The sequence below is a fragment of the Erwinia sp. QL-Z3 genome, assembly GCF_004551645.1.
In the GTDB taxonomy this organism is placed as follows: Bacteria; Pseudomonadota; Gammaproteobacteria; order Enterobacterales; family Enterobacteriaceae; genus Erwinia; species Erwinia billingiae.
The window spans coordinates 4,272,661-4,299,545 of record NZ_CP037950.1; the positions used below are offsets into that span (position 1 = coordinate 4,272,661).

Here is a 26,885-nt window from a genome sequence, read left to right on the forward strand (position 1 = left end):
CGGAGAAGTCCGACCCTGGCGGAGGAAGCATGGCAAAACAAGCATCACCCATTGAAACCCTGTGCGGTCTGGCACAGAAAGATCTTGAGAAGGCGGCCATCCAGTTGGGTGACGTCCGGCGCGCGCACAAGCAGGCCGACGAACAGTTATCCATGCTGCTGAACTACCAGGACGAATACCGTAAAACGCTGAACAACACCATGGCGGAAGGCATTGCCAGCACCCGCTGGTACAACTACCACCAGTTTATTGAAACGCTGGAAAAAGCCATCGAACAGCATCGTCAGCAGCTCCTGCACTGGAGCAGTCGGGTGGAAAACGCCCTGACCTTCTGGCGCGATAAGCAGCAGCGGCTCCATGCCTACGAAACGCTGCATGCGCGTGCGCAGGCCAACGAATTATTACAGGAAAACCGTCTCGATCAGAAACGGATGGATGAATTTGCCCAACGGGCATCATTGAGGAAAGGCGAATGATCACTTTGCCACTTGTTGTTACTTCCGGGACCAAAACCACGACGTCCAGTCATTCCGCCTCTGCGTCAGCGTCAGCAGACGTGGGGACCGATACCACCACCGCCGCAGCAGGCGAAGCGTCCGCTGCGGGTGAAGGCACCGCTAAAGGCTTTTTGACCCTGTTGGGAAACAAGCTGCTGACCCTGGCGCAACAGAGCGAAAAAGGCCAGGCCACTGCCGCCGCAGCCACCACCGCGGCTGCCGGTGAAACCGCCGACGCGGGCCAGTCTTCCAAAGCCAGGCTGAATGCCCTGCTGGCGGCGCTGGACAAGCCGGAAACCCTGAGTGCCCTGCTGCAGCCAGAGAAAACCGGCAAAGACATCAAGACCGACGATAAAACCACGGACGAAAGTCAGGCCGCCGCGCCAACGCTGAATCAGAGCGATATGCAAACCCTGCAGGCGCTGTTCGCCATGCTGCCACCCACCACCGCCCAGCCGGTGACGACGCAAGCCAAAGGCACCGAATCGCTGTCTGACGAACAAAGCATTAAGGGCGCGAAGCAGTCGACCCTCGCTTCGCTGCTCGGCGCGGACACCACGGAAGAGAGTGATAAAGGCAACGTCAGCGGCAAGGCTGATACGGCCACCACCACCGCATCCACTGCCGGCGCGTCTCAGAAAGCCACGGTGGATACCAGCGTGCTGAATACCGCTTTCCAGCAGGCCATGGGCCACGCGGGCAAAGAGACAGATAAAGAAAATTCAAGTTCTGCCCCCGCGTCGACGATAACCAATAATGTTATCAGTGCGGCTTCTTCACTGACCACGCCGGTCACAACTTCACTGGTGACGGCGCCGGCCAGCGCGCAGCTAAGTTCACAGCTTGGCAGCCAGGAGTGGCAGCAGGCGTTAGGTCAGCAGATCCTGATGTTCAGCAAAAACGGTCAGCAAACGGCTGAACTGCATTTGCATCCACAGGATTTGGGCAGCATTCAGATCAGTCTGAAGCTGGATAACGACCAGGCGCAGTTGAATATGGTGTCGGGCCACAGCCAGGTTCGTGCGGCGTTGGAAGCGGCTATTCCGCAGCTGCGTACCGCACTGGCAGAAAACGGCATCAACCTCGGCCAGAGTAACGTTAGCAGCGATGCGTTCCAGCAGGGTCAGAGCTCTGGCAACCAGCAGGATCCGCAGCGTAATAACTCACGTGGTAACACATTTAGTCTTGCAGCAGAAAACGACAGTGATGTCACCGCGATTGCCGTTCCAGCCTCATTACAGGCGCGTGCAGCCGGTTCCAACGCTGTTGATATTTTCGCCTGACGGTGACAAACGCATAAGCTAGTGGCAAAACGCGCGTCTTATCTGCCTATTGTTTAGCGCAAGACGCGCCATAATCTGCCCATAACACCGTGGGATAGCGGATTAAGTGGCACCGCACCTCGAAGATAATCACAGGAAGTTATAGCTCATATGACTGATAAGAAAGCCAAAAGCGGCAAACGTAAGCTCCTGATACCCCTGTTACTGCTCGTAACAGTGGTTGCTTGCAGCGTGGCGGGCTATATGGTCTGGCACATGATGAAGTCCCCTGCTGACAGTGCGAAGGCTGAAAAACCTGCCGTGCCTGTCGCACCGGTCTTCTATGCGCTGGACACCTTCACCGTTAACTTAATCAATCCAGACAACGATCCCGATCGGGTGCTGTATGTTGGCTTTACGCTGCGTCTGCCTGACGAAGACACCCGTCGTCGCATTAACGACTATCTGCCGGAAGTTCGCAGCCGTCTGCTTCTGTTGCTCTCCCGCCAGGACGCTTCCGCGTTAAGCAGCGAGCAGGGCAAACAGGAACTGATGAAACAAATCAAAGCTGTACTGGCACCACCGCTGGTACAAGGTGAACCTCAGCAGGTTGTGAACGATGTTCTGTTCACTGCCTTTATCCTGAGGTAGACATTATGGGCGACAGCATTCTCTCACAAGCGGAAATCGACGCACTGCTCAATGGCGACAGCGACAGTGCGGCAGAAGAAACCACCACCAGCAAGGGCGATAACGACATTCGTCCGTATGATCCTAATACCCAGCGTCGCATGGTTCGCGAACGTCTGCAGGCGCTGGAGATCATCAACGAACGTTTTGCCCGCTCTTATCGCATGGCGTTGTTTAACCTGCTGCGCCGCAGCCCGGACATCACGGTAGGGGCGATTAAAATTCAGCCTTACCATGAGTTTGCCCGTAACCTGCCGGTGCCGACCAACCTGAACTTGATCCACCTGAAGCCGCTGCGCGGTACGGCGTTGGTGGTGTTCTCGCCAAGCCTGGTGTTTATCGCCGTGGATAACCTGTTTGGCGGTGACGGTCGTTTCCCGACAAAAGTGGAAGGCCGCGAGTTTACCGCGACCGAACAGCGGGTAATCCGCCGCATGCTGAAACTGGCCCTTGAAGGCTATAGCGAAGCGTGGAAGCCGATTTATCCGCTGGACGTAGAGTATGTGCGCTCAGAAATGCAGGTGAAGTTCACCAACATCACCACCTCGCCGAACGATATCGTGATCACCACGCCGTTCCAGGTCGAGATTGGTAACCTGGTCGGCGAGTTCAATATCTGTATCCCGTTCAGCATGATTGAGCCACTGCGTGAAACGCTGGTCAATCAACCGCTGGAGAACTCCCGTCAGGAAGACCAGAACTGGCGCGACACGCTGGTGAAGCAGGTTCAGCACTCCGAACTGGAGCTGATTGCCAACTTTGGTGAAGTGTCGATGCGCATTTCCCGTCTGCTGGCGCTGAAGCCAGGTGACGTTTTACCGATTGAAAAGCCGGACCGCATCATCGCCCATGTCGACGGCGTGCCGGTGTTAACCAGCCAGTACGGCACCCTTAACGGGCAGTACGCGCTGCGTGTGGAACATCTGATTAACCCGATTTTGAATTCGATGAACGAGGAACAGCCCGATGAGTGATACGAATAAGCCGTCCGAAGACGACATCTCCGCGGACGACCTGTGGGCTGACGCGATGAATGAGCAAGCCAGCACGCCGTCTTCTGAAGGGGTGTTTAAATCTCTGGAGAGCAACGATATCACCGGTTCGCTGCAGGATATCGATCTGATTATGGACATCCCGGTCAAACTGACCGTGGAGCTGGGCCGCACCAAAATGACCATTAAAGAGCTGCTGCGTCTGACTCAGGGTTCCGTGGTCTCACTGGAAGGCCTGGCGGGCGAGCCGCTGGATATCCTGATCAACGGCTATCTGATTGCGCAGGGTGAAGTGGTGGTGGTGGCCGATAAATACGGCGTGCGTATCACCGACATCATCACCCCGACCGAACGTATGCGTCGTCTGAGCCGCTAAATGAAGACCGGTTCACTCCAGCCAATGCCAGCAGGTCAGCCTGCTGTGTCCACCGGTTCGATGCTGACGCAGGTCAGCAGCGTGCTGGCGGTGATTATCCTGCTGATCCTGGCCTGTGCCTGGATAGCAAAACGCTTCGGCTTTACGCCGAAACGCGGCATTCGCGGGCAAAGCAGCCTCACCGTCAGCGCCAGTTGCCAGGTTGGCCAGCGCGAACGCGTGGTGATTGTCGATGTGGAAGATGCCCGTTTGGTGCTGGGTGTGACCGGTCAACAGATTACCCATTTACATACCCTGCCGCCTAAACCGCAGCAGGAAAATCCGGAGCCTCCGGCTGCGACGGCAGACTTCCGTCAGGTGTTACAGTCCTTACTCAAACGCCCCGGTAAGCCATAATGAAACGCTTTCTTCCTCTGCTGGCGCTGTTTTTACTGATCGCGCCTGATGTGCACGCGCAGCTGCCTGGCCTGATGAGCCACCCAACCGCCAACGGCGGCCAGAGCTGGTCATTACCGGTACAGACGCTGGTATTCATCACCTCGCTGACCTTCCTGCCCGCCATCCTGCTGATGATGACCAGCTTCACCCGCATCATTATCGTGTTTGGCCTGTTGCGTAACGCACTGGGCACGCCGTCCGCCCCGCCGAACCAGGTGCTGCTCGGTCTGGCGCTGTTCCTGACCTTCTTTATTATGGGTCCGGTGTTCGACAAAATTTACCAGGATGCTTATCTGCCGTTCAGTCAGGACAAGATCAGCATGCAGGATGCGATTGATAAAGGGGCACAGCCGCTGCGTGAGTTTATGCTGCGCCAGACCCGTGAAGCCGACCTTGCGCTGTTTGCCCGTCTTTCAAACTCCCCGCCATTGCAGGGACCGGAAGCCGTGCCGATGCGCATCCTGTTACCCGCCTATGTCACCAGCGAATTAAAAACGGCTTTCCAGATTGGTTTTACCGTGTTTATCCCGTTTTTGATTATCGACCTGGTGGTTGCCAGCGTACTGATGGCGCTGGGGATGATGATGGTGCCACCGGCCACTATCTCGCTGCCCTTTAAGCTGATGCTGTTTGTTTTAGTCGACGGCTGGTCGCTGTTGGTCAGCTCGCTGGCGCAAAGTTTTTACAGTTAACCGTTTATTTGCCAAAAAAATTGAGGGCGGAGCCACTTCGCCCCGAAAAATGCACTTCCCTTTTATTTCTCCGGAGTCTCTATGACACCTGAATCGGTTATGGTTATCGGGCACGATGCAATGCAGGTTGCCCTGGCGGTTGCTGCCCCACTGCTGCTGGCCGCGTTGGTCAGCGGTCTGATTATCAGCCTGCTGCAGGCGGCGACCCAGATCAACGAACAGACCCTCTCTTTTATCCCGAAAATCCTCGCGGTTGTCGCCACTATGGTGATCGCCGGGCCGTGGATGCTGAATCTGGTACTCGACTATATGCGTACCCTGTTCACTAACCTCCCGTATATGATCGGTTAATGATTAACATCGACAGCAGTCAGCTGGTGTTCTGGATCAGCCAACTCTTCTGGCCGCTGGCGCGTGTACTGGCGTTGATCATGACCGCGCCACTGCTGAGCGAGAAATCCATCAGCAAGAAAGTGAAAATCGGCCTCGGCGTGATGATCACTTACGTTCTGCTGCCTTCTTTACCGCCGACAAACGTGACGCTGTTCTCAGTTGGCGGATTCTGGCTGTTGATTCAGCAAATTCTGATTGGTGTGGCGATAGGTTTTACGATGCAATTCGCCTTCGCTGCGGTGCGGACGGCGGGAGAAGTGATTGGTTTGCAAATGGGACTGTCCTTTGCCACCTTCTTCGATCCGGCCAGCCGTTTGAACATGCCGGTACTGGCAAGATTTCTCGATATGCTGGCCATGTTGCTGTTTTTGTCCTTCAACGGACACCTCTGGCTGATCTCGATGGTTGCCGACAGTTTTCACACCTTGCCAATCGGCGGCGATCCGATCAACGGCAATGCTTTCCTTGCCCTGACCAAAGCGGCCAGTCTAATTTTCCTTAACGGTCTGCGATTAGCGCTACCGTTGATAACTCTGCTCCTCACCCTTAATCTGGCACTGGGTTTGTTAAACCGTGTTGCACCTCAACTGTCGGTTTTCGCTATTGGCTTCCCGGTCACCTTATCTATAGGGATCATCTTCATTAGCCTGATGATGCCCCTCCTCGCCCCATTCTGTGAGCATTTGTTCAGTGAAGTGTTTGATTTACTCGCCAGTGTACTCAGCGAGATGCCCGCCAGATAAATTAATGTATCCATAGATCATAATGTCGCTACTGTTAAGTATGTGAAATGTGTTTGTGCATTTTTCGAACCAAAATTATCAGAATTTCATTAAGGAAATTCTGATAAGTTAATTCGGACAATGAAAATTATTCTTATTAAATCCCAGTTAGCGTATTTTGATTTTCGAAACGGGTAGATTGTTACGGGAACGTTAACGTTCATAAAACAAACAACTACCTGTTTTTACTGGAAATTTTATTTTTGGTGGTTTATCTTGTGTCAAACCGCATTTTGCGGCATTGTCAACACACCACACAGCGTCACACATTCGCATGACGAATGTTTTTTAGGAATCGTCCTATCAGACTTTTCTGTGTTTTGCGCGATAGTGGCGTGGCTCACAAAAAACATGCTGCATGCTGTGCTAAGAAAATTTGCCAGTCACTCATTCTGAACGTGGATTTTCAGCGTCGAAAGACTGGTTTTATCTGCTGACTAAACCTAAATATTACCTCGGGCATGGACAGATCTGACCAGTGGGCGCTCGCTCACACAGATTTACTGCCGGGTAAATAATAAGATCGTCATAAGAACAATTTACTCTTGTAACTACACAAACGCGTAATTCATCGTTGATTTAAACGGATAACAATTTGGTGAGGGTCGCTACAATGCCAACAATTATAATGGATTCATGCAGCTATACACGGCTAGGGCTTACCGATTATATGACTGTGAAGGGTGTTAAAAAGAAAAACATTACTTCCGTCACTGACATTGATCAATTACAAGCAAAATGCCAACAGTATCAGCCAGGCGTGGTTTTTATTAACGAAGATTGTTTCATTCATGAAGCAGATGCCAGTCAGCGCATAAGAAATATTATTATGCAGCATCCTGACACGCTGTTCTTTATCTTCATGGCCATATCTAACATCCATTTTGAGGAATATCTCTACGTTCGTAAGAACCTGATTATTACATCAAAATCGATTAAGCCGGCCACTCTGGATAATTTATTGCTGTCTTATTTTCAAAAGAAACTCAATGTTTCCCCGCGGTATTCCGCAGGTTTCGACGTGCATCCACTGACGCTGAGCCAAACAGAATCAAATATGCTTAAAATGTGGATGTCTGGCCACGATACAATTCAAATATCGGATAAAATGCAAATTAAGGCCAAGACGGTTTCCTCCCATAAAGGAAATATTAAACGCAAAATTAAAACACACAACAAACAAGTTATTTATCATGTGGTCCGTTTGACGGACAATGTCACCAGTGGCATTTATGTTAATGTGAGATAATCACATCCTGCACAGTAAAAATGCCGGCGTTTGCCGGCTTTTTCTTTTTTTGAGCAAAGTGTTAACCAGATCTCATTTCCCCGCTAAGCCTTTTCCGCCTGTTGCCGATGTTCTGTAGACAGACCGAAGCTCCCCGCTTCGCTTACCCCTTACAGAGAGCAAAAGGACATGAAATCATCACACCTCAATGCCGAACAAAACGGGATCAGTTTCTGGCAACATCTGCGACTGGTACCTTTATTTTCCGCGATCCTGGGTGGCATCCTGCTGTTGTTTGCCCTGTGTATTGCGCTGGCCAGCTATTTTCTTATCCAGAGTAATCAGTCACTGAAGGACGTCACGGAAGAAATTCAGGTCCGAATGGCGATTTCGAACAGTTCTAACCATTTACGTACCGCCCGCCTGAATATCATCCATGCCGGTGCCTCCGCCCGAATCGGCGAGATGGATGCCTTTAACGATAATGTTAAGCAAACCGAAAAGCGTATTCAGCAAGCGACGGAAAGCTTTAATGCTTACCTGAATCGTCGGGTGAAAACCCCGGAAGATATGGCGCTGGATGGCGAGCTGAAAACCAAATTCGATGCCTATGTCACTCAGGGCCTGTTGCCGATGGTGAAAAGCGCCAAAGATGGCAGTTTCGAAGGGGTGATTGCGCAGGAAACGGATTACACCCGTAAGTTTGATGATGCGTATAACGCCGTATTATTAAAAGCCATTGCCATTCGTACTCAACGCGCCGACGCCATTAATAAACAGGCCGAATCACAAACCCGGCTGGGCTTTATTATGATGGCCGCCGCGTTTGCTGCCGCGCTGTTACTCACCCTGGCGACCTTTATCTTCCTGCGTCGTGTGGTGATCACGCCACTGCGTCAGGCGGTTGAGCGAATTGAACATATTTCCCGTGGCGATTTGACCGCGCCGCTGCAAAACTGGGGAAGAAGTGAAATCGGCACGCTGGGCAGCAATCTGCAAAATATGCAGCAGTCGCTGGTGAAAACCGTCGGCACCGTCCGTGAAGGTGCGGTGGCGATTTATCAGGGTTCCAGCGAAATCTCCGCCGGGAACACCGACCTCTCCTCGCGCACCGAACAGCAGGCCGCCGCGCTGGAACAGACCGCAGCCAGTATGGAACAGCTGACCGCCACGGTGAAACAGAATGCCGAGAACGCGCATCATGCCAGCCAGCTGGCCGCCGATGCCTCAGGTAAAGCCAGTCAGGGCGGTGAAATTGTCTCTGGCGTGATCAGCACCATGAATAATATTTCCACCAGTTCAAAGAAAATTGCCGAAATTACCACGGTGATCAACAGCATCGCCTTCCAGACCAATATTCTGGCGCTGAATGCGGCGGTCGAAGCCGCCAGGGCGGGGGAACAGGGTCGCGGTTTTGCCGTGGTCGCCAGCGAAGTGCGTAACCTGGCCCAACGCAGTGCGGGCGCGGCGAAAGAGATTGAAGGATTGATTTCTGAATCGGTGGAGTTGATTGGTAAAGGGTCTTCGCAGGTCAGCCATGCCGGCGACACCATGACCGACATTGTCGGTGCGGTGCGCCGTGTTACCGACATTATGGCCGAGATTGCCGCCGCCTCTGATGAACAGAGTCGCGGGATCCAGCAGGTCAGCCTGGCGGTGACCGAAATGGATAACGTAACGCAGCAGAACGCCTCGCTGGTTGAGGAAGCCTCTGCGGCCGCCTCTTCTCTGGAAGAACAGGCTTCACGCCTGACTCAGGCCGTTGCCGCCTTCCATCTGAGTGACAGCGCGCCACGCCGCGTAGCGCAGCCGGTGCAGGCAGTTCAGCCTAAAGCCGCGCTGGCCACCGGCCGCCCTGCGCTGGCGAACAGCGATAACTGGGAAACCTTCTGATCGAAAAGGGGCGAACTTTTCAGTTCGCCCCTTCACTTCAATAACGGGCTGCCGGGTCAGAGGCAGCAGGATCGCAACACCGTTCCAGCCATCAGGCTTCCGGATGTGGCTCCACAAAGATGCCATCGCTGTGCCCAATCTCATTGAAGAACCAAATCCCCAGCGGATAGTCTTCCAGCGCAACCAGAAACATCGTTCCCTCACTGAAATCTTCTACAGCCAGCACTTTGCCCGGTCGGCGTGGGCCTCCGTCGGTTTTGACCGTGACCCGATCGTTCACTTTCATTGCGTTCCTCCCTTGATAGATGCGCTAAGTTTAACCGAAATTAACGCCTCTGGCAGTGGAGTCACTTAACGACGTGCAATTACCCACACGGCGTGGATAATTCCCGGGATATAACCGCAAAGCGTTAGCAGAATATTCAGCCAGAACGCGCCGCCGAAACCGACCTGCATGAACACCCCAACTGGCGGTAAAATAATCGCAATAATGATACGTAAAAGGTCCATGTCGCCTCCATAGCGTGGATTGAAACTTATTATTGTCTAATCGACTGATAAGTATAGCCGTTATGCATAATGCCGCCCGGTGGCAGCGTGTAAAACAACGTAATGTCTGGCGCAACGCCTCTTTTCACTTTCTTAACGTTTCGCGGTGGGACTTCTGACAGGGAGATTGCATACACTCTCCCCACTGCACCATCCCCAAAGGCGCAGTCAACCTAAAAGTAACAAGGATTTTTGCCCGCGCAGCGCGGGCTTTTTTTTGCCTGTTTCCCGCCTCCCCTTTCCTTCCCGCCATCTATACTCAGTTGATACGATCGGCTGAGGAACTCCATGATGACTATTGCAAAAGAGTACAGCGACAACGTTCAGCGTGAAGTCAATATTGACGTTGAGGCGTTACTGGAAGCGATCCAGGATCGTTCCAGCGGTGAGGTCAAAGAGTTTATGGATAATGACCGCGCGCACAAAGTCAGGGTGGATGGTCGGGAGTACCGTTCGTACACCGAACTGGCCGACGCCTTCGAACTCGATATCCGCGATTTTACGGTTTCGGAAGTGAACAGATAAAAAAAATCCCGGCCATCTGGCCGGGAATGAAAAATTCATTTGAAATTCGTTACAGAGGAAATTCTCTGACTGCAGCAGAGTACCTGACTTCTCTACTAAGACAAGTCCCAAGTTTCGCCAAAGTTGTACAGGATTGTGAAAATTGTACATGGCGTAAATCGGTCAACCCAATGCTGCCGCGTGTTGAGACGGCATTCTCATTTTATTTTGCCCTTGTACAACCCCCGCTATTTTTTAGGATAATTCTCATCACTTCTCCGGCCTTAACGGACAGTATTTCTGCGCTTCAGCCTTCGGAGTCTCCAGCCGGAGTTATACTCTCTGATTATCCTGCATTTTTATCGTTGTGAACGAGGAGGATGGCTTATGCCCACGCTGAATGATCCCCTGATGATTGTGACGGATTTAGATGGCTCCCTGCTCGATCATCATACCTACAGTTGGCAGCCTGCTCAGCCCTGGCTGGATCGCCTTAATGAGCAGCAGATCCCGGTGGTCATTTGTTCCAGTAAAACCGCCGCCGAAATCCTGCCGCTTCAGCGCCAGCTGGGTCTGACCGGCGCACCCTATATTGCGGAAAATGGCGCCATTATCCATTGGGAAGGGTTTAAGGACGCCCTGGCTCAACCGACACAAAAGGGTTACACCGAGATTTGCCAGACCCTGCACGCGCTGCGCGACCGCTATCACTTCAAGTTCACCGGTTTTGCCGATGTGACCGAACAGGAAGTGGCTGACTGGACCGGGTTGACGCTGCATAACGCCTCGCTGGCGCGCATGCGTGAAGGATCGGAAAGCCTGATCTGGCGGGACACCGAACAACAGTTCACGGCCTTTAAGCAGGCGCTGGCCGCCGAGCAGCTGGGCCTGTTGCAGGGAGGACGTTTCTGGAGTGTCACCAATCAGGGTGCGGGAAAAGGCGCGGCGCTGGACTTTTTGCTCAGCCACTACCCGAATCCATCCGGCCAACACTGGCTGACGGTGGGCTTAGGCGACGGTCCCAATGATGCGCCGATGCTGGATAAAGTCGATTTTGCCGTCATTATTAAGGGTTACAGTAAAACACCCGTCACGCTGCAGCGTGAAGATAACGAGCACGTTTTCCACAGTGCGTATTTCGGCCCTGAAGGCTGGAGTGAAGGTCTTACGCACTTTTTAAACCAGGGGTGAGGATCGGCCTGCTGCCGATAACCCGCCATTAAGGGGAATGCGATGAGTGATTTTTTCCAGAACGGCGTAATTACCAACTTCCATAACCTCACCGGCCGGCCGGTTGAGGAACTTGAGAAGGATTTGGTGCGTTTCTCCAAAAAGCGCAAAATGGCGTTAATCCTGCCTTCTTTATTCTCTGAACTGGAAGGACCGGCGTTAAGCAACATCGTTGACGAGCTGGCGAAAGTCCCCTATCTCGAAGAGATTGTGATTGGCCTCGACAAGGCTGACCGTGAGCAGTTTCTGTTTGCCCGTGAGTTCTTCTCGCGGTTGCCACAACGGCACCGTATTTTGTGGAACGATGGACCGCGTCTGAAAGCGCTGGATGCGGAACTGGATAAAGAAGGCCTGTCGCCGTCACAGCCGGGTAAAGGACGCAACGTCTGGTTCTGTACCGGCTACACGCTGGCCTCAGACAAGTCCTCCTGCGTTGCGCTTCATGACTGCGACATTGTCACCTACGAGCGCGGCATGCTGGCACGTCTGCTCTATCCGCTGGCCAATCCCTCGTTCCAGTATGAGTTCTGCAAAGGTTTCTATGCCCGCGTGGCGGATAACAAGCTGAATGGCCGCGTGGGCCGTCTGCTGGTTGGTCCGCTGCTGCGCTCACTGCAAAAAGTGTATGGCCATTCTGAGTATCTGGATTACCTCTCCAGCTTCCGTTATCCGCTCTCCGGTGAATTCGCCATGCGCACGCACGTGCTCAACGGCATCAAGATCCCTGGCGACTGGGGACTGGAAATCGGCGTGCTGTCAGAAATTTACCGCAACTACACCACCCGACAGAGTTGTCAGGTCGAGATTGCCGATAATTATGACCACAAGCATCAGCCATTATCGGAAGAGGATGGCACCGGTGGCTTGCGCAGGATGAGCAATGACATTGTGCAGTCGCTGCTGCGTAAGATGGCGACGATGGGCGTGAACATCACCAGCGACTCGTTCCGCGTGCTGAAAGCGACCTATTACCGCAATGCGCTGGATATGATGGAAGTCTATAACCACGAAGCGACGATGAACGGGCTGAAGTTCGATCAGCATGCCGAGGAAGCGGCGGTTGAGATGTTTACCCAGTCGATTCTGGATGCTGGTCAGTCGTTTATTGAACGGCCAAACGAGAAGCCTTTTATCCCGAGCTGGAGTCGGGTTCAGTCAGCGTTCCCGGATATTCTGCATCGGATTTATGACGCGGTAGAAGAGGATAACGCCGGCAACGTGTAATTATCGCGCCTGACGGCAGTGCAATTCAGGAAAGAAAAAGCAGGACGAGAGCGACTTCGTCCTGCTTTATGGTGCTAGCTGGCAAGTTGGCTCTCGCCAGTGAGCAAAGGTGAGAGTTCTTCCTCCCTGAAGGCTTCGCGACGAACGCTGTGACCGTCATACCAGCGACACTCAACCATGCCACTGGCATAGCCTGTCACCACCATCGCCGGACCACCACTTTTAAGCTGCACTTCCTGACTGACCATGATCATAACTGACCCTCATGTTTGCAGACCTGACACCGGGAACTTCAGGTATAGCAGGCGGGCCAGTATTATTCTGTTAATGGGGAGTAAAACTTATGTTAAATCCCGATAAGCCGCTCAATTTAAGGCAAATAAAAAAGGCGAATAAGCTAAGTTATTCGCCTTTTAAGGGAAAGTACTGGCGCTCTGGCGTCAGATTTTACAACCTTCACAATCCGCTTCATCACCTAAGTCGGCAGGCACTTCACTGGCCTTTTTTTCCGCATTGGCTTCGGCTTGTTCCAGCTCGGCATCAATATCAAATTCAAAAATGTCGTCTTTCATCATCACTCCAGAGTTCTTGCTCGCGAATAAGCTGCCTTTATACTGATTTACCCCGCATCCTGGCAACCAAATTCACCACCAACAGCACGATTGACCCCACAATCAGGCCCAGTACCAGGTGCGCCAGATTGCTCATTACCGAGGCAAGTAGCCCGGCAAAATCAGCGGTGTAATGCTCGATAAAGTGATGAATGGCCGGCACGCCATGGGCAATGATGCCACCGCCAACCAGGAACATGGCAATGGTGCCCACCACGGTCAGGATCTTCATCATCCACGGCGCCATCGCCAGCAGTGCACCGCCAATGGCTTTCGCCACCGCCGAGGATTTCTCCTGCAGCCACATGCCCAGATCGTCAATTTTCACGATGCCGGCCACAATCCCGTACACGCCCACCGTCACCAAAATGGCCACGCCCGCCAGTATTAACACCTGGTTCATTAACGGTGCTTCAGAGACGATGCCCAGAGTAATGGCGACAATTTCTGCCGACAGAATGAAGTCGGTCCGAATCGCGCCTTTGACCTTCTTCTTCTCAAACTCTGCCGCATTTTGCTGGGAGAGTTTTTTGATGCGCGCTTCTCTCGCCTCCGGGGTGTTCGCCGACTTGTCCTTGTGCAGACTGTGCAGCACCTTCTCGAAGCCTTCGTAACACAGGTAAGCCCCGCCAACCATCAGCAAAGGGGTGATTGCCCAGGGCGCAAACGCACTGATCACCAACGCCAGCGGCACCAGGATCAGCTTATTGAGGAAAGATCCTTTGGCGACGCCCCAGACCACGGGAAGTTCGCGATTGGCCTTAACGCCGCTAACCTGCTGCGCGTTCAGCGAAAGATCGTCCCCAAGGACGCCAGCGGTCTTCTTTACCGCCACCTTCCCCATTACCGAAATATCATCCAGCAGCGTGGCAATATCGTCCAAAAGTGTCAGTAAGCTCGTTCCTGCCAAAATTACGTTCCTTATTAGTGTTCATCGTGCTGACAACAGGGACAAACCTGTATTTCGGCCACTGCCATATCGGCAATACCGTCGCAATCCCACTCAACGCGGATCGGTTGCCCTTCGGCCTGATGATGATGAAGGTATTTACTCACCGGGCTTTCGGTCATTCCGCTAATCTCTTCGGTTGCCACCAGGTGTTCACCGACAAATATCCGTGCGGTCGCATGGGTATTCACCATGCGCTCGCCGCTGATTTTATACAGCCGTCTTACCGTGAGTTTGATACTGGCCATGGTTTACCCTGCCGAGAGATGTTAAAGAGTGTGATCTAAACAATTATGAACGAGGGATGCAACTTGTGTGACGCTAATCGTCCTTCTGCCGGAAAAAAAGTGTTTTATCATCTGGTTGAAACGTTTTTTTAGCGTTAAGTTAACCCTCCTTTAACAGGCCGAGAAAAATATCATGTTACGCCGTGCTCCTGCCCTGCTGCCGCTGTTGGCCGCGCTGTTCGCCCTCTACTTTATCTGGGGATCGACCTACTTCGTGATTAAAGTGGGCGTTGCCAGCTGGCCGCCGATGATGCTGGCAGGTCTGCGTTTTCTGCTGGCCGGTGTCGTGTTGCTGGTGTTCCTGCTGCTGCGTGGCGAAAAACTGCCAGGCTGGCGTCCTGCGCTAAACGCCGCCCTGGTCGGCATCATGCTGCTGGCGATTGGTAACGGTGCGGTGACGGTGGCTGAGCACCAGAATGTCCCTTCCGGCATTGCAGCGGTGATGGTGGCGACGGTGCCGCTGTTTGCGATGTGCTTTAGCCGACTGTTCGGCATTCAGACCCGCTGGATTGAGTGGTTGGGGATTGCCGTTGGGCTGGTTGGCATCGTGCTGCTGAATAGCGGCGGCCATCTGGGGGGAAATCCCTGGGGCGCGCTGATGATCCTACTGGGCTCATTAAGCTGGGCGTTTGGATCCGTCTGGGGCTCACGCATCAATCTGCCACACGGCATGATGGCAGGTGCGGTGGAAATGCTGACCGCTGGTATCGTCCTGCTGATCGCCAGCACCGTAAGCGGTGAGCATCTGACCACCCGTCCGGGGATTGAAGGATTGCTGGCACTGGGTTATCTGAGCTTGTTTGGCTCGGTGATCGCCATTAACGCCTATATGTACCTGATCCGCAATGTGCCGCCGGCCATCGCCACCAGCTACGCCTATGTGAATCCGGTGGTGGCCGTGCTGCTGGGGATTGGATTTGGCGGTGAGAGCCTGACGTCAAGAGAGTGGCTGGCATTAGGGATTATTGTGCTGGCGGTCATTCTGGTGACGCTGGGCAAGTATCTGTTCCCGGCCAAGCCCACCGTAAAGCCTTGCGTATTGGGCGAGTAACGCGGCCCTTAAATCTGCCGGATCCCCTGGGAATCGATCTCTCCGTTTCCCTTTCCGGCACAGATCCCCTCTTCCAGCCGGCTGGTCATCGCGTCTTCTTCCAGCCGCGTTTTGCCCCGCAACGCGCATTCCCACACCAGCAACACCTTCCAGCCCGCCGCGCTCAATTCGGCAATATAGCGCTTATCTCGCGCGACATTGCTGTCGATTTTCCCCAGCCAAAATGCCGTCCGCGTCGCCGGGACCTTAAACAGATGGCAATGGTGTTTGTGCCAGAAACAGCCGTGGACGAAGATAATGGTGTGATACTCATCCAGCACAAAATCGGGCCGGCCCGGGAGTGCCTTGTCCTGCACCCGATAGTGCAAGCCAAGGCCGGTCAGCAACTCTGCCAGCCGGGTTTCAATCGCCGTATCGCGCGTGCGGATCGCGCGCATGTTTTTGCTGCGGATTTCAGAGGAGTGAACGTCGGCCATTGTTATCATCCTTATGCTTTGGCTAAGTATAGCCCAGCTTAGGATCAGGCCAGTTAACGCTGCTTCACTGCCAACGCTATCCACGGCTGGAGCAGCTTTGCCACCGCCGCAAACGCCGGCACGACCACCGAATTACCGAACTGGCGGTAAGCCTGGGTATCTGAAACCGGAATGCGGAAGCGGTAACTGCCCGGCGCTTCGAAGCCCATCAGCCTGGCGCACTCTCTTGGCGTCAGACGGCGCGGACGGCGCAGCTGGTTTTCGGGCTGGTCAAAATCGACTTCGCCCAGCTGACGATCCCATCCGCGATCGATAAGAATTTCAGAGCCGTCTTTGTAATAGCGCGCGGACAGCGTGCGCACCACACCGGTCTCCACCTGCGGATCCACCAAGCCATAGCCAAAGCCGTTACCCTTTGCCTGATGCTTTTTGGCGTAGTTATAAAGGTACTTCCATAAAGTCGGCGTCAGAATGTATTTGGCGTCAACCTCGGGCTCCATTAAGGCACGCAGCGGGATGCGCTGTTTGGGATAGAGCGTGGACAGCGACTTCAGGGTGAATTCCGGCAGTTTCAGATCGCGACGCATCCCGACCAGCACGATACGTTCGCGATGCTGCGGCAGGAAATGTTTGCCATCAATGATCTTGGGATCCCCGGCGCCGCTGGCGTCGGCATCTGCCACGTCGTAACCCAGCTCATCCAGCGTATCCATGATGATGCGGAAGGTTTTACCCTTATCGTGGCTCTTCAGATTTTTGACGTTTTCCAGCACGAAGATCGCCGGCTTTTTGGCGGTGATAATCCTCGCCACGTCGAAAAACAGCGTGCCCTGCGCTTCACATTCAAATCCATGGGCCCGGCCCAGCGCATTTTTCTTCGACACGCCGGCCAGTGAAAACGGCTGGCAGGGGAATCCGGCCAGCAGCACATCATGGTCGGGCACCTGCTTATCGATATGTTGATAAGCCTGCTGCTCACTCACCGCCGGATTGCCGCTCAAGGTGACGTCGCGGATATCCTGATTAAAGCGGTGTGCGTCAGGATCGCAGTACCAGTTGGCTTTATAGGTTCTGACCGAATATTTGTTCCACTCGCTGGTGAACACGCACTGGCCGCCAATGGCCTCAAAGCCACTGCGAATGCCGCCGATGCCGGCAAACAGATCGATAAAGCGGAAGGCATAATGCGGATGATGAGCGGGAGGTGTCGGCAGCAGCTGGCTTAGCGCCTGATGTTCAGCTTCAGTCAGCGGCGTTGCGGCGCTTTTACCGCTCATCCAGCGACTCAGGCTGTCGCGCGTCCAGCCATGCTGGCTGGTTTGCTGTAATTCCGCCAGGACCCGTTTTTGGTCATAAATCGCCAGCACGCTGTGCAGTAACTCGCAGTCCTGATCAAATTTCTGCTGGCTTGCCTGTTCGGCTAACGGCAGCGCCACGCTGTCAAACTCGCTCATAATCACCCGACATCAATAAGTAAACGCCTGCAGTCTATCACTTCGCTGCGCCCGCGCCAGGCGGAAAAAAGATCGGGAAGGCTGGCGGCGCATTAAATTTAATTCAGGATAATGAGATCGGCGGGTTGGACATCGGCAAAAGGAGGCGTAACAAGTTGATGATGTAGGTTGTGGCAGGAAGGAAGCCCCTCGCCATAGTGAGGGGCACAAACAGGCGACCTACTTCTTCTTTTTAGATTTTTTCAGTAACGCGCGGATTTGTTTAAGCTCGCTGGCGTTCAGCTGCTCATCGGTCTCTTCAGCAGTGCCCTGGTTATCGACGGCGGTGTGTTCCACGGCGGTCAGGCTGTTTTGCAGACGCTGGCAAACTTCCTGACTCAGGGAGATTTGATTTTCCAGCGCCAGAGATTTAAGGGTTTCTTTTAAAGTGGGGTCAATCTTGATCGTAAGGCTTACGTTATCGGTCATCACTGATTCTCCTGAAAAATGTCCCAGATAACGTAGCCTGTATTGTGCGATTTAACTATACAGTCATAAAAATTTAATATTTCTATGAAACCGGACTAAATTCTCGTAGCACGTCTTCATCGAGGGCGCAGAAATCCCCTTTCAGTTCTGCACACAGCTTGGCCATATAAGTCACCAGAAAACGCGCATTGTGTTCAGCCAGACGTTTACCTTCGACGGTTTGCATGGTGTCAGGCAGGCGCAGCAATTTCTTCTGGAAATGGTCCAGCGCCCATTCGGTATCATTTAGCTGTCGTTCACGTCCCAGCGGATCGGCACTGTCGAACAGTGAACGCCCCAGCGCGCCAGAAACATAAAACACCCGCGCTAATCCAATCGCGCCTAATGATTCCAGACGGTCGGCATCCTGCACGATCTTTGCTTCCAGCGTTTCAGCGGTTACGCCGGCACTGAAGCTGTGAGCATGAACCGCGTGGGCCACCGCTTCGTATTTGTCTTTGGGGAAATCAGGAAAGACCTCGCGCAATACGCGGCGGGTCTCGACCGCGGCCTGCGCAGACGCCAGATGACGTTCCGGGTGATTTTTCGGCAGGTTCACAATATCGTGGAAATAACAGCCGGTAAGCACAACCAGCTCATCCGCCTCGGTGCCATTCATAATACGCTGTGCTGTCTGCCAGACCCGGCGCAAATGGGCCACGTCGTGGGCTTTATCATCCTGTGGCCAGGTCTCATGGAGCCAGCTTTCAAAACGCAGTTGCCAGTTAATAAGCGACATAGACTTCTCCTTATTGTTTGGACTTGTAGAGATGTCAGTGGGTGAAGGCCAGTCCACTGCTGGAAACCCGCCTGTACCAATTGGTCAAAAACGAGATCCACATCATGTTTATAACGCTATTTTTAACGGAATCACAACATATTTCGTCTTTTCAGCCTTTTGCCATAGGAAAATTTATTGATTAATTTTCAGGCAAATGGTTAAACAGACATAATGAACGCCGTGAAATTAACTGTCGGCTTTTATGCAAAGAGTGAGATAGAATTAACGCTACCCGACAATCTCTTATTTTGGGGCATTTTTACCTCGCGACGGTACGCTGTTTCAGCATCTGCACTGTAAGAGATTGTAAAGACGACATATGTCAAATTTGTTACCCCGCCTTTATTTTAGGGGATCATCTTGGGTAAGACCGGGTAGGACGACCTGATCATTCAGCAGGTGCGATGGCCCTAACCTGGCAGTGAAATCAACAAGCACAGCTAATGTTTACCTAAATTTTTGATTCTGGTATTTTTCTTCAGGCTAATGTTCAGATTATTCTGTCTTGTCTTTTTAGCGTTGCTGTGTTCATCGGTTCAACATGTAAGTAACAGAGGTCAAACCATGAAAGAACGCCCGATTTTGTTTAGCGATCAACGGGTGCGAGCGCTGCTCTCAGGCCAACAGAGCCAAACTCGGCGCATTATGAAGTCACAACTCTTTGGTCCCGGACAGGATAACCATGAGGGGTGCTATGGTATTGATGTGCTGAATAATCACCTGCAAGGCAACCGGGTTATGGGTATGGAAAACTTAAGTTACCACTGCCCTTACGGACAACCCGGCGACAGGCTTTGGGTCCGTGAAACCTGGCGCGGCCCGGTTATCGAGCCTGACGAAATGGCGGAATATCAGCGTTCGCCAGCGGCATTTAAAAGCGCGCGTTATTGCCAGTACCGTGCCGATACCAGCCAGTTCGCAACCGCCGAGCTGGATGAACAAGAGCAGTTTGGCTGGCAGGCCGGCATTCATATGCCCCGCTGGGCAAGCCGTATCGATCTGGTGGTCACCGGCATTCGTGTCGAGAAAATTCAGGATATCAGCGATGACGATGTGATCGCCGAGGGTGTGCAAACCGACTCCCATTTTCTGAATAACTTTTTCACCATGCACAGCGAAGCGGTTTCCAGCAAAGATGCCTATCGTAAACAATGGGCGTTACAGTACGGTGGCACCAGCTGGGAAGTTAACCCCTGGGTCTGGGTGATTGAGTTCGAACGCGTCTGAGGCGAAAGGCCGCTTTTTTGTACTTCATCACAGACACTGCTGGTTTTAAGTGATTGAATATGCGCCTTAAAGCCAGCGTATCCCACATTTAGCTTTCTTTCTTAGGCACTGTTGCTGCCACGCAGCAGTTGCGTAAGACGGTGCGCTACGGCATGGTAAAGATCCCTTCAGCGAACCGGGTGCATCATGATCAAATGGCCGTGGAAAACCGACGAAGATGCCAGAGACGCCCTGCCCTGGCAGCAGGCAATGGCGATCCCCTTACTTGGCGCGCTAACCGATGCTGAACAGACATCACTAATTTCTCTAGCGAAACGCTTTTTACAGCAAAAGCGCCTGGTGCCGCTGCAAGACTTCCAGCTTGATGAACTCAAAAGTACCCGCCTCGCACTGATCTTCTGCCTGCCCGTGTTGAATCTGGGTTATGACTGGCTGGACGGTTTTCACGAAGTGCTGCTCTACCCTTCTCCTTTTATGGTCGACGATGAATGGCAGGACGAGTTTGGTCTGGTCCACCATGAAAAGATGGTGCATTCGGGTCAGAGCTGGCAGCAAGGTCCGGTGGTGCTGAACTGGCTGGATGTGCAGGACTCCTGGGATCTCTCCGGTTATAACCTGATTATTCACGAAGTGGCGCACAAGCTCGACAGCCGCGGTAGCGGCCATGCCAATGGCGTACCGTCGATTGCGCTGCGTGATGTGGCGGGCTGGGAGCAGGACTTGCAGGCGGCAATGAAGGATATTCAGGATGAGATCGATACCGTCGGTGAGAACGCCGCCAGCATTGATGCCTATGCCGCCAGCGATGCCGCCGAATGCTTCGCCGTATTATCGGAGTACTTCTTCACTGCGCCGGACATTGTGCAGGATCGTTTCCCCAGCCTCTATCAACGCTTTAGCCAGTTTTACCGCCAGGATCCGGCAAAACGCTATTCAGACGCGCAATCCCGTCAAAATGACCGTGGAATTGTTCACTAATACGTCGGGTTGATTTAATCCTAGCCAGTTGAAAGCTAGCGTGTTTTTTGCTGTTGACACACCTGGGCTACCTCGCTAATATGCGCCCCATCGAAACCGATTCCTCTGTAGTTCAGTCGGTAGAACGGCGGACTGTTAATCCGTATGTCACTGGTTCGAGTCCAGTCAGAGGAGCCATATTAGAAAAGCCCGCTTAAGGAAACTTAAGCGGGCTTTTTGCTTTTCAATATCTGCCGCCCTATCGCATATTTCTTTACGAGCTGAAATACCCTCTTTCAAAACCATCCCTGAAAGGCTTAGATGCAGCACGCGATACAGGCGCGCATATTATTATGGACCATCAGTCTATGCACCTCTTCAGCGATTACCAGATCCGCCATCAGGAACGCGCCTCCCAGTTCGGCGATCAACTCCTCAAACGCATACCCCTCACTGCCAAACTTCCGTTTCATATCACGGTTCAGTCGACTTTTTGCCCCACTCCAGTGAATCAGCTCATGCAGGCCGGTTGCGTAGAAAATGGCAGCATCGGTAAAAAGGCAACGCTCAGGTAACCGGATTTCGTCGGTTGTCGGTGCAAAAAAAGGCGTTTTGTTCCTTTTCAATGATGGTTGCACCGCTGTTTCGGATAAGCGCTTCCCCACGCGCTAACTGCTCAAAGGACTCTGTCGGGCAAACAGCTTCGTCCCGCAGAGGCAAACCATCAATTTGCTCAACATTAAACACGGTGAACGTCTTCAGCATCAGGATATAGTCAGTTTCTCCATCATTTTCCCGTTCCAGCAAAGTATAAAAAATGCCGGTAGTACCGTGTTCTCCTTTGCGTTCCTGCCCACCTTCCGCTTTTGCCTGTTTGTAAGTCATCTAACGCGAATCATTGAACCCCTGTTCTGACGCACTGCACCACAGCAACATGATATTCATCCCACTGTAAGCCGCTCCAGTTGAGTAATTTGAAGGCAATCCTGACATACCCGGTACGCGCTGCCACGGGCAGGACCACGGCTTAACGCCTGTTTCAAGGGCAGAAATAATGCTGTCAGTGACGGTCTGATAAATATCAGTTTTATTTTTGGAAAATTTCGTTTTTGAGGAGCTTGACGGGTCCAGCGGGGATACGCTGGTCGCCACTGCGGTGTTAGGGGCGCTTGTCTGGGAATGCATGGAAATCGTCATGGTTTTTCTCCGTCAGTGTGTGATTTTCGTCTTCGGATCGCCTGACGGTTCGCTTTCCCGGCATCTTTCCGGCCAGCAAGGGCGCAGAATGCGTGCCACTTACCCTTGCGCGACGGGTTGTGTTGGGAAACGATTAACCGGAAGCTGATACGAGAACGGAAGTCACAAGGATAAAAAGCTGACACTGCATAGGCGAGCGTAGCGCCCCTTGAGCCGCAGTGGTGAAAGAGGTAAAGGCTAGAGACTTGGAGTGGCTTGATTGGCTTACGGATAAGGTCTAAAAGTAAAATAAAAAGCAGGGGTGTAAACTCTTACAGGGCATGCTACATGTAGCAGCTATAGCAAATGTATGAATAGTAATTTTTTGAAAAAATCAACCCTATAATTTAAAAATAAATATGCTCTAAGCCGATTTTAAAATCCTTAGTTTCATCGAAAAGTAATTATCTGGAGTTTCAGTTCCTTATTGAGCCTGAATGACAACAAATGAAAAACACGTAATTTATTTCAAACCCTGAGCAGGGAGAAACTGCCTCTATAATTCCAGTTCCGATTTTAATTTTCAAAATGTAATGATGTTTTTATAAAAACCATCCATTCTCAGCCATTATCGAAATATAATCATAAGTTTAATTTCAACTTTTTTTTGGATATCCAAAAAAGATAGAGCATCTCTCAATAATCGATGGCAACATATTATCTATTAAATCATTCCTTAAAGCATGTTTGGAGTATGGCCGAGGTAATATTACAGAAGACAACTCCTGTAATGTTATAACCGAGCTTGGAAAAGCTGCATCTGAACCAGCTAAGATCAAAGCCTCACGACCTAAGTGTATTACTGAGTCGATACAATCTGCACACATTGGCGAGCTCTCATAATCCACTGTTTTTTTCTCAGAGTTGAATAGAGGCACTTTCTTTATTTCAAGTACCCAAGGATTTTTCTTCGAAGCTCTGACACACTCAATTTTATTTCTTTTGCAACAAGGGCACACCCATCGCTCATCATATCTATTCCAATATTTCCCCCTAGTAGAGGAAAGGTGGGAAATCTCATTTGATGTTGGCTCACGTTTAGCGATAAAACTTTTTTTCATCCTCCAAGAGTTAGTTGCTCCTTTAAAAACTTCAGTGTTATACAGTAAACTTTCAGGCCAATTCTGATCAAACTCTAACAATCCATTAATCCTAAAAAAATGCCTGGCTAAAGTTTCTGTCTGTTTAGCGGTTTTTTCTGATGGTTGATACCAGTCTTGTTTTTCGGCAGCTATAGTTGCAAATTTTCTAGCCATATCCATACGAATATTAAATACAGGCTCTACCCTCTCCCACACTTTTTTTGCGGCCTCAGCATTTATTTGATGTTCGCGATTACTGGCAACATGAATAAATTCCGATATCTCCGTTGGTGAAAATGAAAAAAATCGATGGCATTTAACTAAGCGCTTAGCATCAGCATCGGCTTTATTACAGTCAGAACATATTATCGTATTGTCATAGGCTGATAAAGAAAATGCTGTCTTTATGGCAAATCGTTCAGAGAGAGCATCCGCAACAATAGTTTTCTTCTTTGTTGAGAATTCCTCAAAAAGGGACTTTACGACCTCTTTCATATGGTCATGATGTTCATGTAGTTGGCAGCTTAAAAAATTATTTTTATTCAGCCTCACTATTTCTGATTTTTTCCTTCTGCAGCAGGGGCAAATCCACTCTACCGGGGTCATAACCCACCATTTATTAAGATGTGCCCCATCTGCTTTAAAAAGGGAAACTAAACGCTTTGTTGACAATGTAAATTCTGAATCAAGACCCGTAAGGTCTCGCTGTGCAAGAGAGAGTTTAAATATTTCCCAATCCATTTTAGACCTCAATCATTACTAATAATCATGCTAAGATTTTACTCGTCAACATCGTCGAAAATACTTCGTCCTGAAGTCAAATTTGTACTCTGGGCTTCTTCTGTTTCTAATTCTTCGTAATCCACTGCCTCGGATTGCTTCTGCTTCAACATATCTTTCTTAGCTTCGATTTCACGGATGAATTGTTCAGATTTTTGCCATTCATCTTCATCATAAAAATCCGCACAATAAAGTTCATTGTTCTCGTCACGAAATCGCTCCAAAAGGCGTGTGACATCGTAGAATGCTTCGTCTACATCATCATCTGTACCCCAGGAATCCTCTATATCTTGGATTATTTCATTCATGTTAGAGTAAAACCCGACTTTTTGGACTGAAAGCCTGGCTGCATTCTCTTCTTGCGAGAGTAAAACTCCGACAAAGTCGGCATCGATGAAACAATCTGAATGGTTTACTGTGGCAAGAACGCTCAGCCTGTCCAGTACTTTTATTCTGAGCTCATCACCCAGTAGACCATTTGCATTCAGCCTACCCAATATTGTAAGGCTATTATCGTATTTTCTCGCAGAGTTTATTAAATCAAGCAAATTAGCCTTTGTTTTGTTGTTATTGAAATAAAGTCCCAAGAATTCAGGTGAACACCTGCTTGCCAAAAATGAGAGTATTGGCTTACTGATGGAGGCTCTGTTGCCACTAGGATCGATGATATCCAGAACGCTGTTGAACATACTATGTGGCACAACCAGTTTTATCCCCTCAATCCCCATATCCCCACAACTGATTTCCTCGATTAATCTTTCCTTTGTGACTCCGGAAAGGTAGATATCGATGAGTTCTGGATTACCCGAAACGTCAGTTGCGAAAGCATCGCGAATGGTTGGATGGCGGAATTTCCAGTAGTGTTCGTCTTGTGTTTTGCTAATTCTGATGAGTGAATCATCTAATGCTGACAATGCAGCTTTTACGTCGCCAAGATTTGATTGCATGGACGTGATGATATTGGTTGTCTGAGGGTTTTCTAGCCGCAGTGGGATTGGTAGTTCCCCTCCATTAGCAAATACGAGGGCTAAGGCCGCTCTTTCAGCGGGTGCAAGCCCACCAATAATGTCTGTCATGACCCCAGTGGGATTTGAGAAAAAATTAACGACCCCAACTTCGTTAGGCACAAGCTTATTCGTAAACTGCGGATTGGCGAATCTCCGGGCAATTTCAGGAAGAAATTTGGGCACTGATACTACTGAAGGTAGAAAACTCTTTATTGCCCTCCGAAAGGCTTTAGTCTGTTTCCCAAGCTTCAGATGGTTGTACAGGATCATGGCCTTTTCGGGATCGGAGAGTTTCTCAACTTCAATTGTGACTCGGCTATCTTTGAATAACTCGAATTTATTTGTATTTAGGCGATTCTGGGCTGCACGGAAGATATAGCTGCGCGAAGTGAAAATCACTCGCGCTCCCTTATGTATAGCAGCTTTCAACTTAGGGAGCCTTTGATTCCACTCTTGGACTCGGTTGAAGTCGCAATGATTAGATCCAAAAGCATCGTCAACCCAAAAAAATTGTCCTGGATCGTCTGGGTTCCATTGCCTATCCAAATCTTCCGGCGAACTTAAAATCAGCGTTTGCAACCCCCACTCATCAGCCGCTGAGAGCGCTAACAAATTAGCTATCATAGTCTTACCACTTGCAGGTTCACCTATAAGCATCACGAATCCGTGATCCCTGAGAGCGTGTGCACAACGTCGGTATGCCTCTGTGGGGACGAAGCATGCAAGATCTGGAGCAATTGAATCGAGAACACTTTTTGCTTGCCGGAATGCCTGATTTGTAATTATCTGGGAAAGGTCACCAAGGCCATATATTCGGGGTACCATACGCCTAAGACTTGGGTGTAAGGATATGCTATGGTTTATCCATTCGGCACCGTAAATCATTGCGAACTTTGCACCAGCTTTCCGCATGTCTTCTTCCATCAAGGCGGCTGTTTCTGCGGAAACTGAACAATTCGTGAATAGAAGGTATACATCGGCCAGCCCTTTACTCACAAGCCGCTCAATCTTAGGAAGTTCATCACTAACAACACCCTTTGAAAGCTTCATATCTTGTTTGCTGGAATGTTTACATTGAGTAGTAAAACTACTGCTGGTGTCATTGCCGAAACCAGTTCCAGCCCAAGTGCCATAGAAAGCCCCATCGCGGCCGCCATCAACGCCGTCAGAGAATACTTGAAATGTCTGCCCAAGGGTCTCTTTCAAGATACATGATACGAGATCCTCGAAAGCTTTCCACCCAAGTTTGTGGAGGTCGAACTGGATTGATTGCATTGTTTTTTAGAATTTAGGATTTAATAGATACTTATTTTAAAGTGCATGTTGGGGATGTCTAGGGATTGATTACAAGAAGCGAGTGAAGTAAGCGTTTACTCAAACAAGAACTGCTGTTAGTAGTAGCCAATGAAAATTGTCATTTCTGACGTAATGTCTAAGTAACGGGTTTAATAGTTGACCTAACCAGTGTTCGGTAGGTCTTTTGCCGATCATTTCGAGAATTGTGATTCTCTCAATACACCAAAACGTTTTCATCTCACGCACCAGCCTGTGTTACACAGCGATTGTCCCTTAGCTTGATGACTGTTGTTTGGTGTGTGCCGCATCGACTGCGGTCCAGATTCATTTGGTCTTTCTAATGGTTACGCCTCGTAAAGTGCCAACCTGTGTCAAAAAATTCCAATTTTCTTAGTGGTTGATAGAATTTTATATTGAGCTACAAACATCCGTTG

29 protein-coding genes, 1 tRNA gene and 1 pseudogene are annotated in these 26,885 nt (G+C 51.0%); 18 read left to right on the forward strand and 13 right to left on the reverse strand.

Annotation, left to right across the window (positions count from 1 at the left end):
- Nucleotides 1-29: 29 nt before the first annotated feature.
- From fliJ to E2F51_RS20460, 11 genes are all read left to right on the forward strand, one after another.
- Nucleotides 30-476, forward strand: a complete 447-nt coding sequence (fliJ, locus tag E2F51_RS20410) for a flagellar export protein FliJ (protein ID WP_013202677.1) — start codon at nucleotides 30-32, stop codon at nucleotides 474-476.
- Nucleotides 473-1,780, forward strand: coding sequence for a flagellar hook-length control protein FliK (locus E2F51_RS20415; RefSeq protein ID WP_134824396.1), 1,308 nt, complete (start codon nucleotides 473-475; stop codon nucleotides 1,778-1,780). Before fliJ ends, E2F51_RS20415 begins: the two co-directional genes overlap by 4 nt.
- Nucleotides 1,781-1,930: 150 nt before the next feature.
- Entirely contained in the window at nucleotides 1,931-2,410 is a 480-nt protein-coding gene (gene fliL, locus E2F51_RS20420) for a flagellar basal body-associated protein FliL (protein ID WP_013202679.1), read from the forward strand.
- 5 nt (nucleotides 2,411-2,415) lie between these two features.
- The gene (fliM, locus tag E2F51_RS20425; protein ID WP_134824397.1) at nucleotides 2,416-3,423 is read left to right on the forward strand and encodes a flagellar motor switch protein FliM; all 1,008 of its coding nucleotides are present in this window, start codon (nucleotides 2,416-2,418) and stop codon (nucleotides 3,421-3,423) included.
- Entirely contained in the window at nucleotides 3,416-3,817 is a 402-nt protein-coding gene (fliN, locus tag E2F51_RS20430; RefSeq protein ID WP_013202681.1) for a flagellar motor switch protein FliN, read from the forward strand. The genes fliM and fliN overlap by 8 nt, the downstream gene beginning before the upstream one ends.
- Nucleotides 3,818-4,213 (forward strand): flagellar biosynthetic protein FliO, encoded by a 396-nt coding sequence (fliO, locus tag E2F51_RS20435; RefSeq protein WP_053142421.1) that lies wholly within the window; start codon nucleotides 3,818-3,820, stop codon nucleotides 4,211-4,213. It begins immediately after the preceding gene.
- Nucleotides 4,213-4,947, forward strand: a complete 735-nt coding sequence (gene fliP, locus E2F51_RS20440; RefSeq protein ID WP_013202683.1) for a flagellar type III secretion system pore protein FliP — start codon at nucleotides 4,213-4,215, stop codon at nucleotides 4,945-4,947. Before fliO ends, fliP begins: the two co-directional genes overlap by 1 nt.
- Before the next feature lie 81 nt (nucleotides 4,948-5,028).
- Entirely contained in the window at nucleotides 5,029-5,298 is a 270-nt protein-coding gene (fliQ, locus tag E2F51_RS20445) for a flagellar biosynthesis protein FliQ (protein WP_013202684.1), read from the forward strand.
- Nucleotides 5,298-6,083, forward strand: a complete 786-nt coding sequence (fliR, locus tag E2F51_RS20450) for a flagellar biosynthetic protein FliR (RefSeq protein ID WP_013202685.1) — start codon at nucleotides 5,298-5,300, stop codon at nucleotides 6,081-6,083. Before fliQ ends, fliR begins: the two co-directional genes overlap by 1 nt.
- Before the next feature lie 652 nt (nucleotides 6,084-6,735).
- The gene (gene rcsA, locus E2F51_RS20455; RefSeq protein ID WP_013202686.1) at nucleotides 6,736-7,371 is read left to right on the forward strand and encodes a transcriptional regulator RcsA; all 636 of its coding nucleotides are present in this window, start codon (nucleotides 6,736-6,738) and stop codon (nucleotides 7,369-7,371) included.
- Nucleotides 7,372-7,539: 168 nt separating this feature from the next.
- Nucleotides 7,540-9,243, forward strand: coding sequence for a methyl-accepting chemotaxis protein (locus E2F51_RS20460; RefSeq protein WP_134824398.1), 1,704 nt, complete (start codon nucleotides 7,540-7,542; stop codon nucleotides 9,241-9,243).
- A 91-nt stretch (nucleotides 9,244-9,334) separates the two neighbouring features.
- On the opposite strand, the gene dsrB is transcribed toward E2F51_RS20460, so the two are convergent.
- Complete coding sequence (gene dsrB / locus E2F51_RS20465) at nucleotides 9,335-9,529, reverse strand: protein DsrB (protein ID WP_013202688.1); 195 nt, start codon at nucleotides 9,527-9,529, stop codon at nucleotides 9,335-9,337.
- A gap of 65 nt (nucleotides 9,530-9,594) precedes the next feature.
- Entirely contained in the window at nucleotides 9,595-9,753 is a 159-nt protein-coding gene (locus E2F51_RS20470; RefSeq protein ID WP_013202689.1) for a YqaE/Pmp3 family membrane protein, read from the reverse strand.
- Between the two features lie 330 nt (nucleotides 9,754-10,083).
- Here E2F51_RS20470 and yodD point away from each other — a divergent pair, with 330 nt between their 5' ends.
- The 3 genes from yodD (at nucleotide 10,084) to E2F51_RS20485 (ending at nucleotide 12,750) form a co-directional block, all read left to right on the forward strand.
- Nucleotides 10,084-10,317: a YodD family peroxide/acid resistance protein gene (gene yodD, locus E2F51_RS20475; RefSeq protein ID WP_053142415.1), complete on the forward strand. Its 234-nt coding sequence runs from the start codon at nucleotides 10,084-10,086 to the stop codon at nucleotides 10,315-10,317.
- Nucleotides 10,318-10,683: 366 nt separating this feature from the next.
- Nucleotides 10,684-11,487: a mannosyl-3-phosphoglycerate phosphatase-related protein gene (locus tag E2F51_RS20480; RefSeq protein ID WP_013202691.1), complete on the forward strand. Its 804-nt coding sequence runs from the start codon at nucleotides 10,684-10,686 to the stop codon at nucleotides 11,485-11,487.
- A 42-nt stretch (nucleotides 11,488-11,529) separates the two neighbouring features.
- On the forward strand, nucleotides 11,530-12,750 hold the full coding sequence (locus E2F51_RS20485) for a glycosyl transferase (protein ID WP_013202692.1): 1,221 nt from the start codon (nucleotides 11,530-11,532) through the stop codon (nucleotides 12,748-12,750).
- A gap of 74 nt (nucleotides 12,751-12,824) precedes the next feature.
- On the opposite strand, the gene E2F51_RS20490 is transcribed toward E2F51_RS20485, so the two are convergent.
- The 4 genes from E2F51_RS20490 to E2F51_RS20500 form a co-directional block, all read right to left on the reverse strand.
- Nucleotides 12,825-13,004 carry a YodC family protein gene (locus tag E2F51_RS20490; protein ID WP_013202693.1) on the reverse strand — a complete coding sequence of 60 codons (180 nt, stop codon included), beginning with the start codon at nucleotides 13,002-13,004 and terminating at the stop codon, nucleotides 12,825-12,827.
- A 186-nt stretch (nucleotides 13,005-13,190) separates the two neighbouring features.
- Nucleotides 13,191-13,322 carry a hypothetical protein gene (locus E2F51_RS24205; RefSeq protein WP_013202694.1) on the reverse strand — a complete coding sequence of 44 codons (132 nt, stop codon included), beginning with the start codon at nucleotides 13,320-13,322 and terminating at the stop codon, nucleotides 13,191-13,193.
- Between the two features lie 37 nt (nucleotides 13,323-13,359).
- Nucleotides 13,360-14,271 (reverse strand): DUF808 domain-containing protein, encoded by a 912-nt coding sequence (locus E2F51_RS20495; RefSeq protein ID WP_013202695.1) that lies wholly within the window; start codon nucleotides 14,269-14,271, stop codon nucleotides 13,360-13,362.
- 14 nt (nucleotides 14,272-14,285) lie between these two features.
- Nucleotides 14,286-14,558: a hypothetical protein gene (locus E2F51_RS20500; protein WP_013202696.1), complete on the reverse strand. Its 273-nt coding sequence runs from the start codon at nucleotides 14,556-14,558 to the stop codon at nucleotides 14,286-14,288.
- 172 nt (nucleotides 14,559-14,730) lie between these two features.
- On the opposite strand from E2F51_RS20500, the gene yedA reads away from it, so the two are divergent.
- Nucleotides 14,731-15,648, forward strand: a complete 918-nt coding sequence (yedA, locus tag E2F51_RS20505) for a drug/metabolite exporter YedA (RefSeq protein WP_013202697.1) — start codon at nucleotides 14,731-14,733, stop codon at nucleotides 15,646-15,648.
- Nucleotides 15,649-15,656: 8 nt separating this feature from the next.
- Here yedA and E2F51_RS20510 read toward each other — a convergent pair whose 3' ends face one another.
- From E2F51_RS20510 to E2F51_RS20525, 4 genes are all read right to left on the reverse strand, one after another.
- Nucleotides 15,657-16,124, reverse strand: a complete 468-nt coding sequence (locus E2F51_RS20510; RefSeq protein WP_134824399.1) for a very short patch repair endonuclease — start codon at nucleotides 16,122-16,124, stop codon at nucleotides 15,657-15,659.
- 53 nt (nucleotides 16,125-16,177) lie between these two features.
- The gene (locus E2F51_RS20515; RefSeq protein ID WP_134824400.1) at nucleotides 16,178-17,578 is read right to left on the reverse strand and encodes a DNA cytosine methyltransferase; all 1,401 of its coding nucleotides are present in this window, start codon (nucleotides 17,576-17,578) and stop codon (nucleotides 16,178-16,180) included.
- Nucleotides 17,579-17,797: 219 nt separating this feature from the next.
- Nucleotides 17,798-18,046, reverse strand: coding sequence for a hypothetical protein (locus tag E2F51_RS20520; RefSeq protein WP_013202700.1), 249 nt, complete (start codon nucleotides 18,044-18,046; stop codon nucleotides 17,798-17,800).
- An 82-nt stretch (nucleotides 18,047-18,128) separates the two neighbouring features.
- The gene (locus E2F51_RS20525; protein WP_013202701.1) at nucleotides 18,129-18,824 is read right to left on the reverse strand and encodes a phosphohydrolase; all 696 of its coding nucleotides are present in this window, start codon (nucleotides 18,822-18,824) and stop codon (nucleotides 18,129-18,131) included.
- 606 nt (nucleotides 18,825-19,430) lie between these two features.
- Here E2F51_RS20525 and E2F51_RS20530 point away from each other — a divergent pair.
- From E2F51_RS20530 to E2F51_RS20540, 3 genes are all read left to right on the forward strand, one after another.
- Nucleotides 19,431-20,093, forward strand: coding sequence for a hypothetical protein (locus E2F51_RS20530; protein ID WP_013202703.1), 663 nt, complete (start codon nucleotides 19,431-19,433; stop codon nucleotides 20,091-20,093).
- Nucleotides 20,094-20,279: 186 nt separating this feature from the next.
- The gene (gene mtfA, locus E2F51_RS20535) at nucleotides 20,280-21,071 is read left to right on the forward strand and encodes a DgsA anti-repressor MtfA (RefSeq protein ID WP_053142398.1); all 792 of its coding nucleotides are present in this window, start codon (nucleotides 20,280-20,282) and stop codon (nucleotides 21,069-21,071) included.
- A gap of 101 nt (nucleotides 21,072-21,172) precedes the next feature.
- A tRNA-Asn gene (locus E2F51_RS20540) sits at nucleotides 21,173-21,248 on the forward strand.
- A gap of 173 nt (nucleotides 21,249-21,421) precedes the next feature.
- On the opposite strand, the pseudogene E2F51_RS20545 reads toward E2F51_RS20540, so the two are convergent.
- The 3 genes and pseudogenes from E2F51_RS20545 to E2F51_RS20555 form a co-directional block, all read right to left on the reverse strand.
- Nucleotides 21,422-22,247 (reverse strand): annotated as a pseudogene (locus E2F51_RS20545) (ArdC family protein); the annotation flags it as partial.
- A 635-nt stretch (nucleotides 22,248-22,882) separates the two neighbouring features.
- Nucleotides 22,883-24,109 carry a hypothetical protein gene (locus tag E2F51_RS20550; RefSeq protein WP_245174141.1) on the reverse strand — a complete coding sequence of 409 codons (1,227 nt, stop codon included), beginning with the start codon at nucleotides 24,107-24,109 and terminating at the stop codon, nucleotides 22,883-22,885.
- Between the two features lie 38 nt (nucleotides 24,110-24,147).
- Complete coding sequence (locus E2F51_RS20555; protein ID WP_245174142.1) at nucleotides 24,148-26,361, reverse strand: AAA family ATPase; 2,214 nt, start codon at nucleotides 26,359-26,361, stop codon at nucleotides 24,148-24,150.
- Nucleotides 26,362-26,885 lie beyond the last annotated feature (524 nt).

Excerpts from the sequence above, each read along its gene's own strand:
- fliJ (WP_013202677.1), top strand. The coding sequence starts at position 30 with ATGGCAAAACAAGCATCACCCATTGAAACCCTGTGCGGTCTGGCACAG.
- E2F51_RS20415 (WP_134824396.1), top strand. The coding sequence starts at position 473 with ATGATCACTTTGCCACTTGTTGTTACTTCCGGGACCAAAACCACGACG.
- fliL (WP_013202679.1), top strand. The coding sequence starts at position 1,931 with ATGACTGATAAGAAAGCCAAAAGCGGCAAACGTAAGCTCCTGATACCC.
- fliM (WP_134824397.1), top strand. The coding sequence starts at position 2,416 with ATGGGCGACAGCATTCTCTCACAAGCGGAAATCGACGCACTGCTCAAT.
- fliN (WP_013202681.1), top strand. The coding sequence starts at position 3,416 with ATGAGTGATACGAATAAGCCGTCCGAAGACGACATCTCCGCGGACGAC.
- fliO (WP_053142421.1), top strand. The coding sequence starts at position 3,818 with ATGAAGACCGGTTCACTCCAGCCAATGCCAGCAGGTCAGCCTGCTGTG.
- fliP (WP_013202683.1), top strand. The coding sequence starts at position 4,213 with ATGAAACGCTTTCTTCCTCTGCTGGCGCTGTTTTTACTGATCGCGCCT.
- fliQ (WP_013202684.1), top strand. The coding sequence starts at position 5,029 with ATGACACCTGAATCGGTTATGGTTATCGGGCACGATGCAATGCAGGTT.
- fliR (WP_013202685.1), top strand. The coding sequence starts at position 5,298 with ATGATTAACATCGACAGCAGTCAGCTGGTGTTCTGGATCAGCCAACTC.
- rcsA (WP_013202686.1), top strand. The coding sequence starts at position 6,736 with ATGCCAACAATTATAATGGATTCATGCAGCTATACACGGCTAGGGCTT.
- E2F51_RS20460 (WP_134824398.1), top strand. The coding sequence starts at position 7,540 with ATGAAATCATCACACCTCAATGCCGAACAAAACGGGATCAGTTTCTGG.
- dsrB (WP_013202688.1), bottom strand. The coding sequence starts at position 9,529 with ATGAAAGTGAACGATCGGGTCACGGTCAAAACCGACGGAGGCCCACGC.
- E2F51_RS20470 (WP_013202689.1), bottom strand. The coding sequence starts at position 9,753 with ATGGACCTTTTACGTATCATTATTGCGATTATTTTACCGCCAGTTGGG.
- yodD (WP_053142415.1), top strand. The coding sequence starts at position 10,084 with ATGACTATTGCAAAAGAGTACAGCGACAACGTTCAGCGTGAAGTCAAT.
- E2F51_RS20480 (WP_013202691.1), top strand. The coding sequence starts at position 10,684 with ATGCCCACGCTGAATGATCCCCTGATGATTGTGACGGATTTAGATGGC.
- E2F51_RS20485 (WP_013202692.1), top strand. The coding sequence starts at position 11,530 with ATGAGTGATTTTTTCCAGAACGGCGTAATTACCAACTTCCATAACCTC.
- E2F51_RS20490 (WP_013202693.1), bottom strand. The coding sequence starts at position 13,004 with ATGATCATGGTCAGTCAGGAAGTGCAGCTTAAAAGTGGTGGTCCGGCG.
- E2F51_RS24205 (WP_013202694.1), bottom strand. The coding sequence starts at position 13,322 with ATGAAAGACGACATTTTTGAATTTGATATTGATGCCGAGCTGGAACAA.
- E2F51_RS20500 (WP_013202696.1), bottom strand. The coding sequence starts at position 14,558 with ATGGCCAGTATCAAACTCACGGTAAGACGGCTGTATAAAATCAGCGGC.
- yedA (WP_013202697.1), top strand. The coding sequence starts at position 14,731 with ATGTTACGCCGTGCTCCTGCCCTGCTGCCGCTGTTGGCCGCGCTGTTC.
- E2F51_RS20510 (WP_134824399.1), bottom strand. The coding sequence starts at position 16,124 with ATGGCCGACGTTCACTCCTCTGAAATCCGCAGCAAAAACATGCGCGCG.
- E2F51_RS20515 (WP_134824400.1), bottom strand. The coding sequence starts at position 17,578 with ATGAGCGAGTTTGACAGCGTGGCGCTGCCGTTAGCCGAACAGGCAAGC.
- E2F51_RS20520 (WP_013202700.1), bottom strand. The coding sequence starts at position 18,046 with ATGACCGATAACGTAAGCCTTACGATCAAGATTGACCCCACTTTAAAA.
- E2F51_RS20525 (WP_013202701.1), bottom strand. The coding sequence starts at position 18,824 with ATGTCGCTTATTAACTGGCAACTGCGTTTTGAAAGCTGGCTCCATGAG.
- E2F51_RS20530 (WP_013202703.1), top strand. The coding sequence starts at position 19,431 with ATGAAAGAACGCCCGATTTTGTTTAGCGATCAACGGGTGCGAGCGCTG.
- mtfA (WP_053142398.1), top strand. The coding sequence starts at position 20,280 with ATGATCAAATGGCCGTGGAAAACCGACGAAGATGCCAGAGACGCCCTG.
- E2F51_RS20550 (WP_245174141.1), bottom strand. The coding sequence starts at position 24,109 with ATGGATTGGGAAATATTTAAACTCTCTCTTGCACAGCGAGACCTTACG.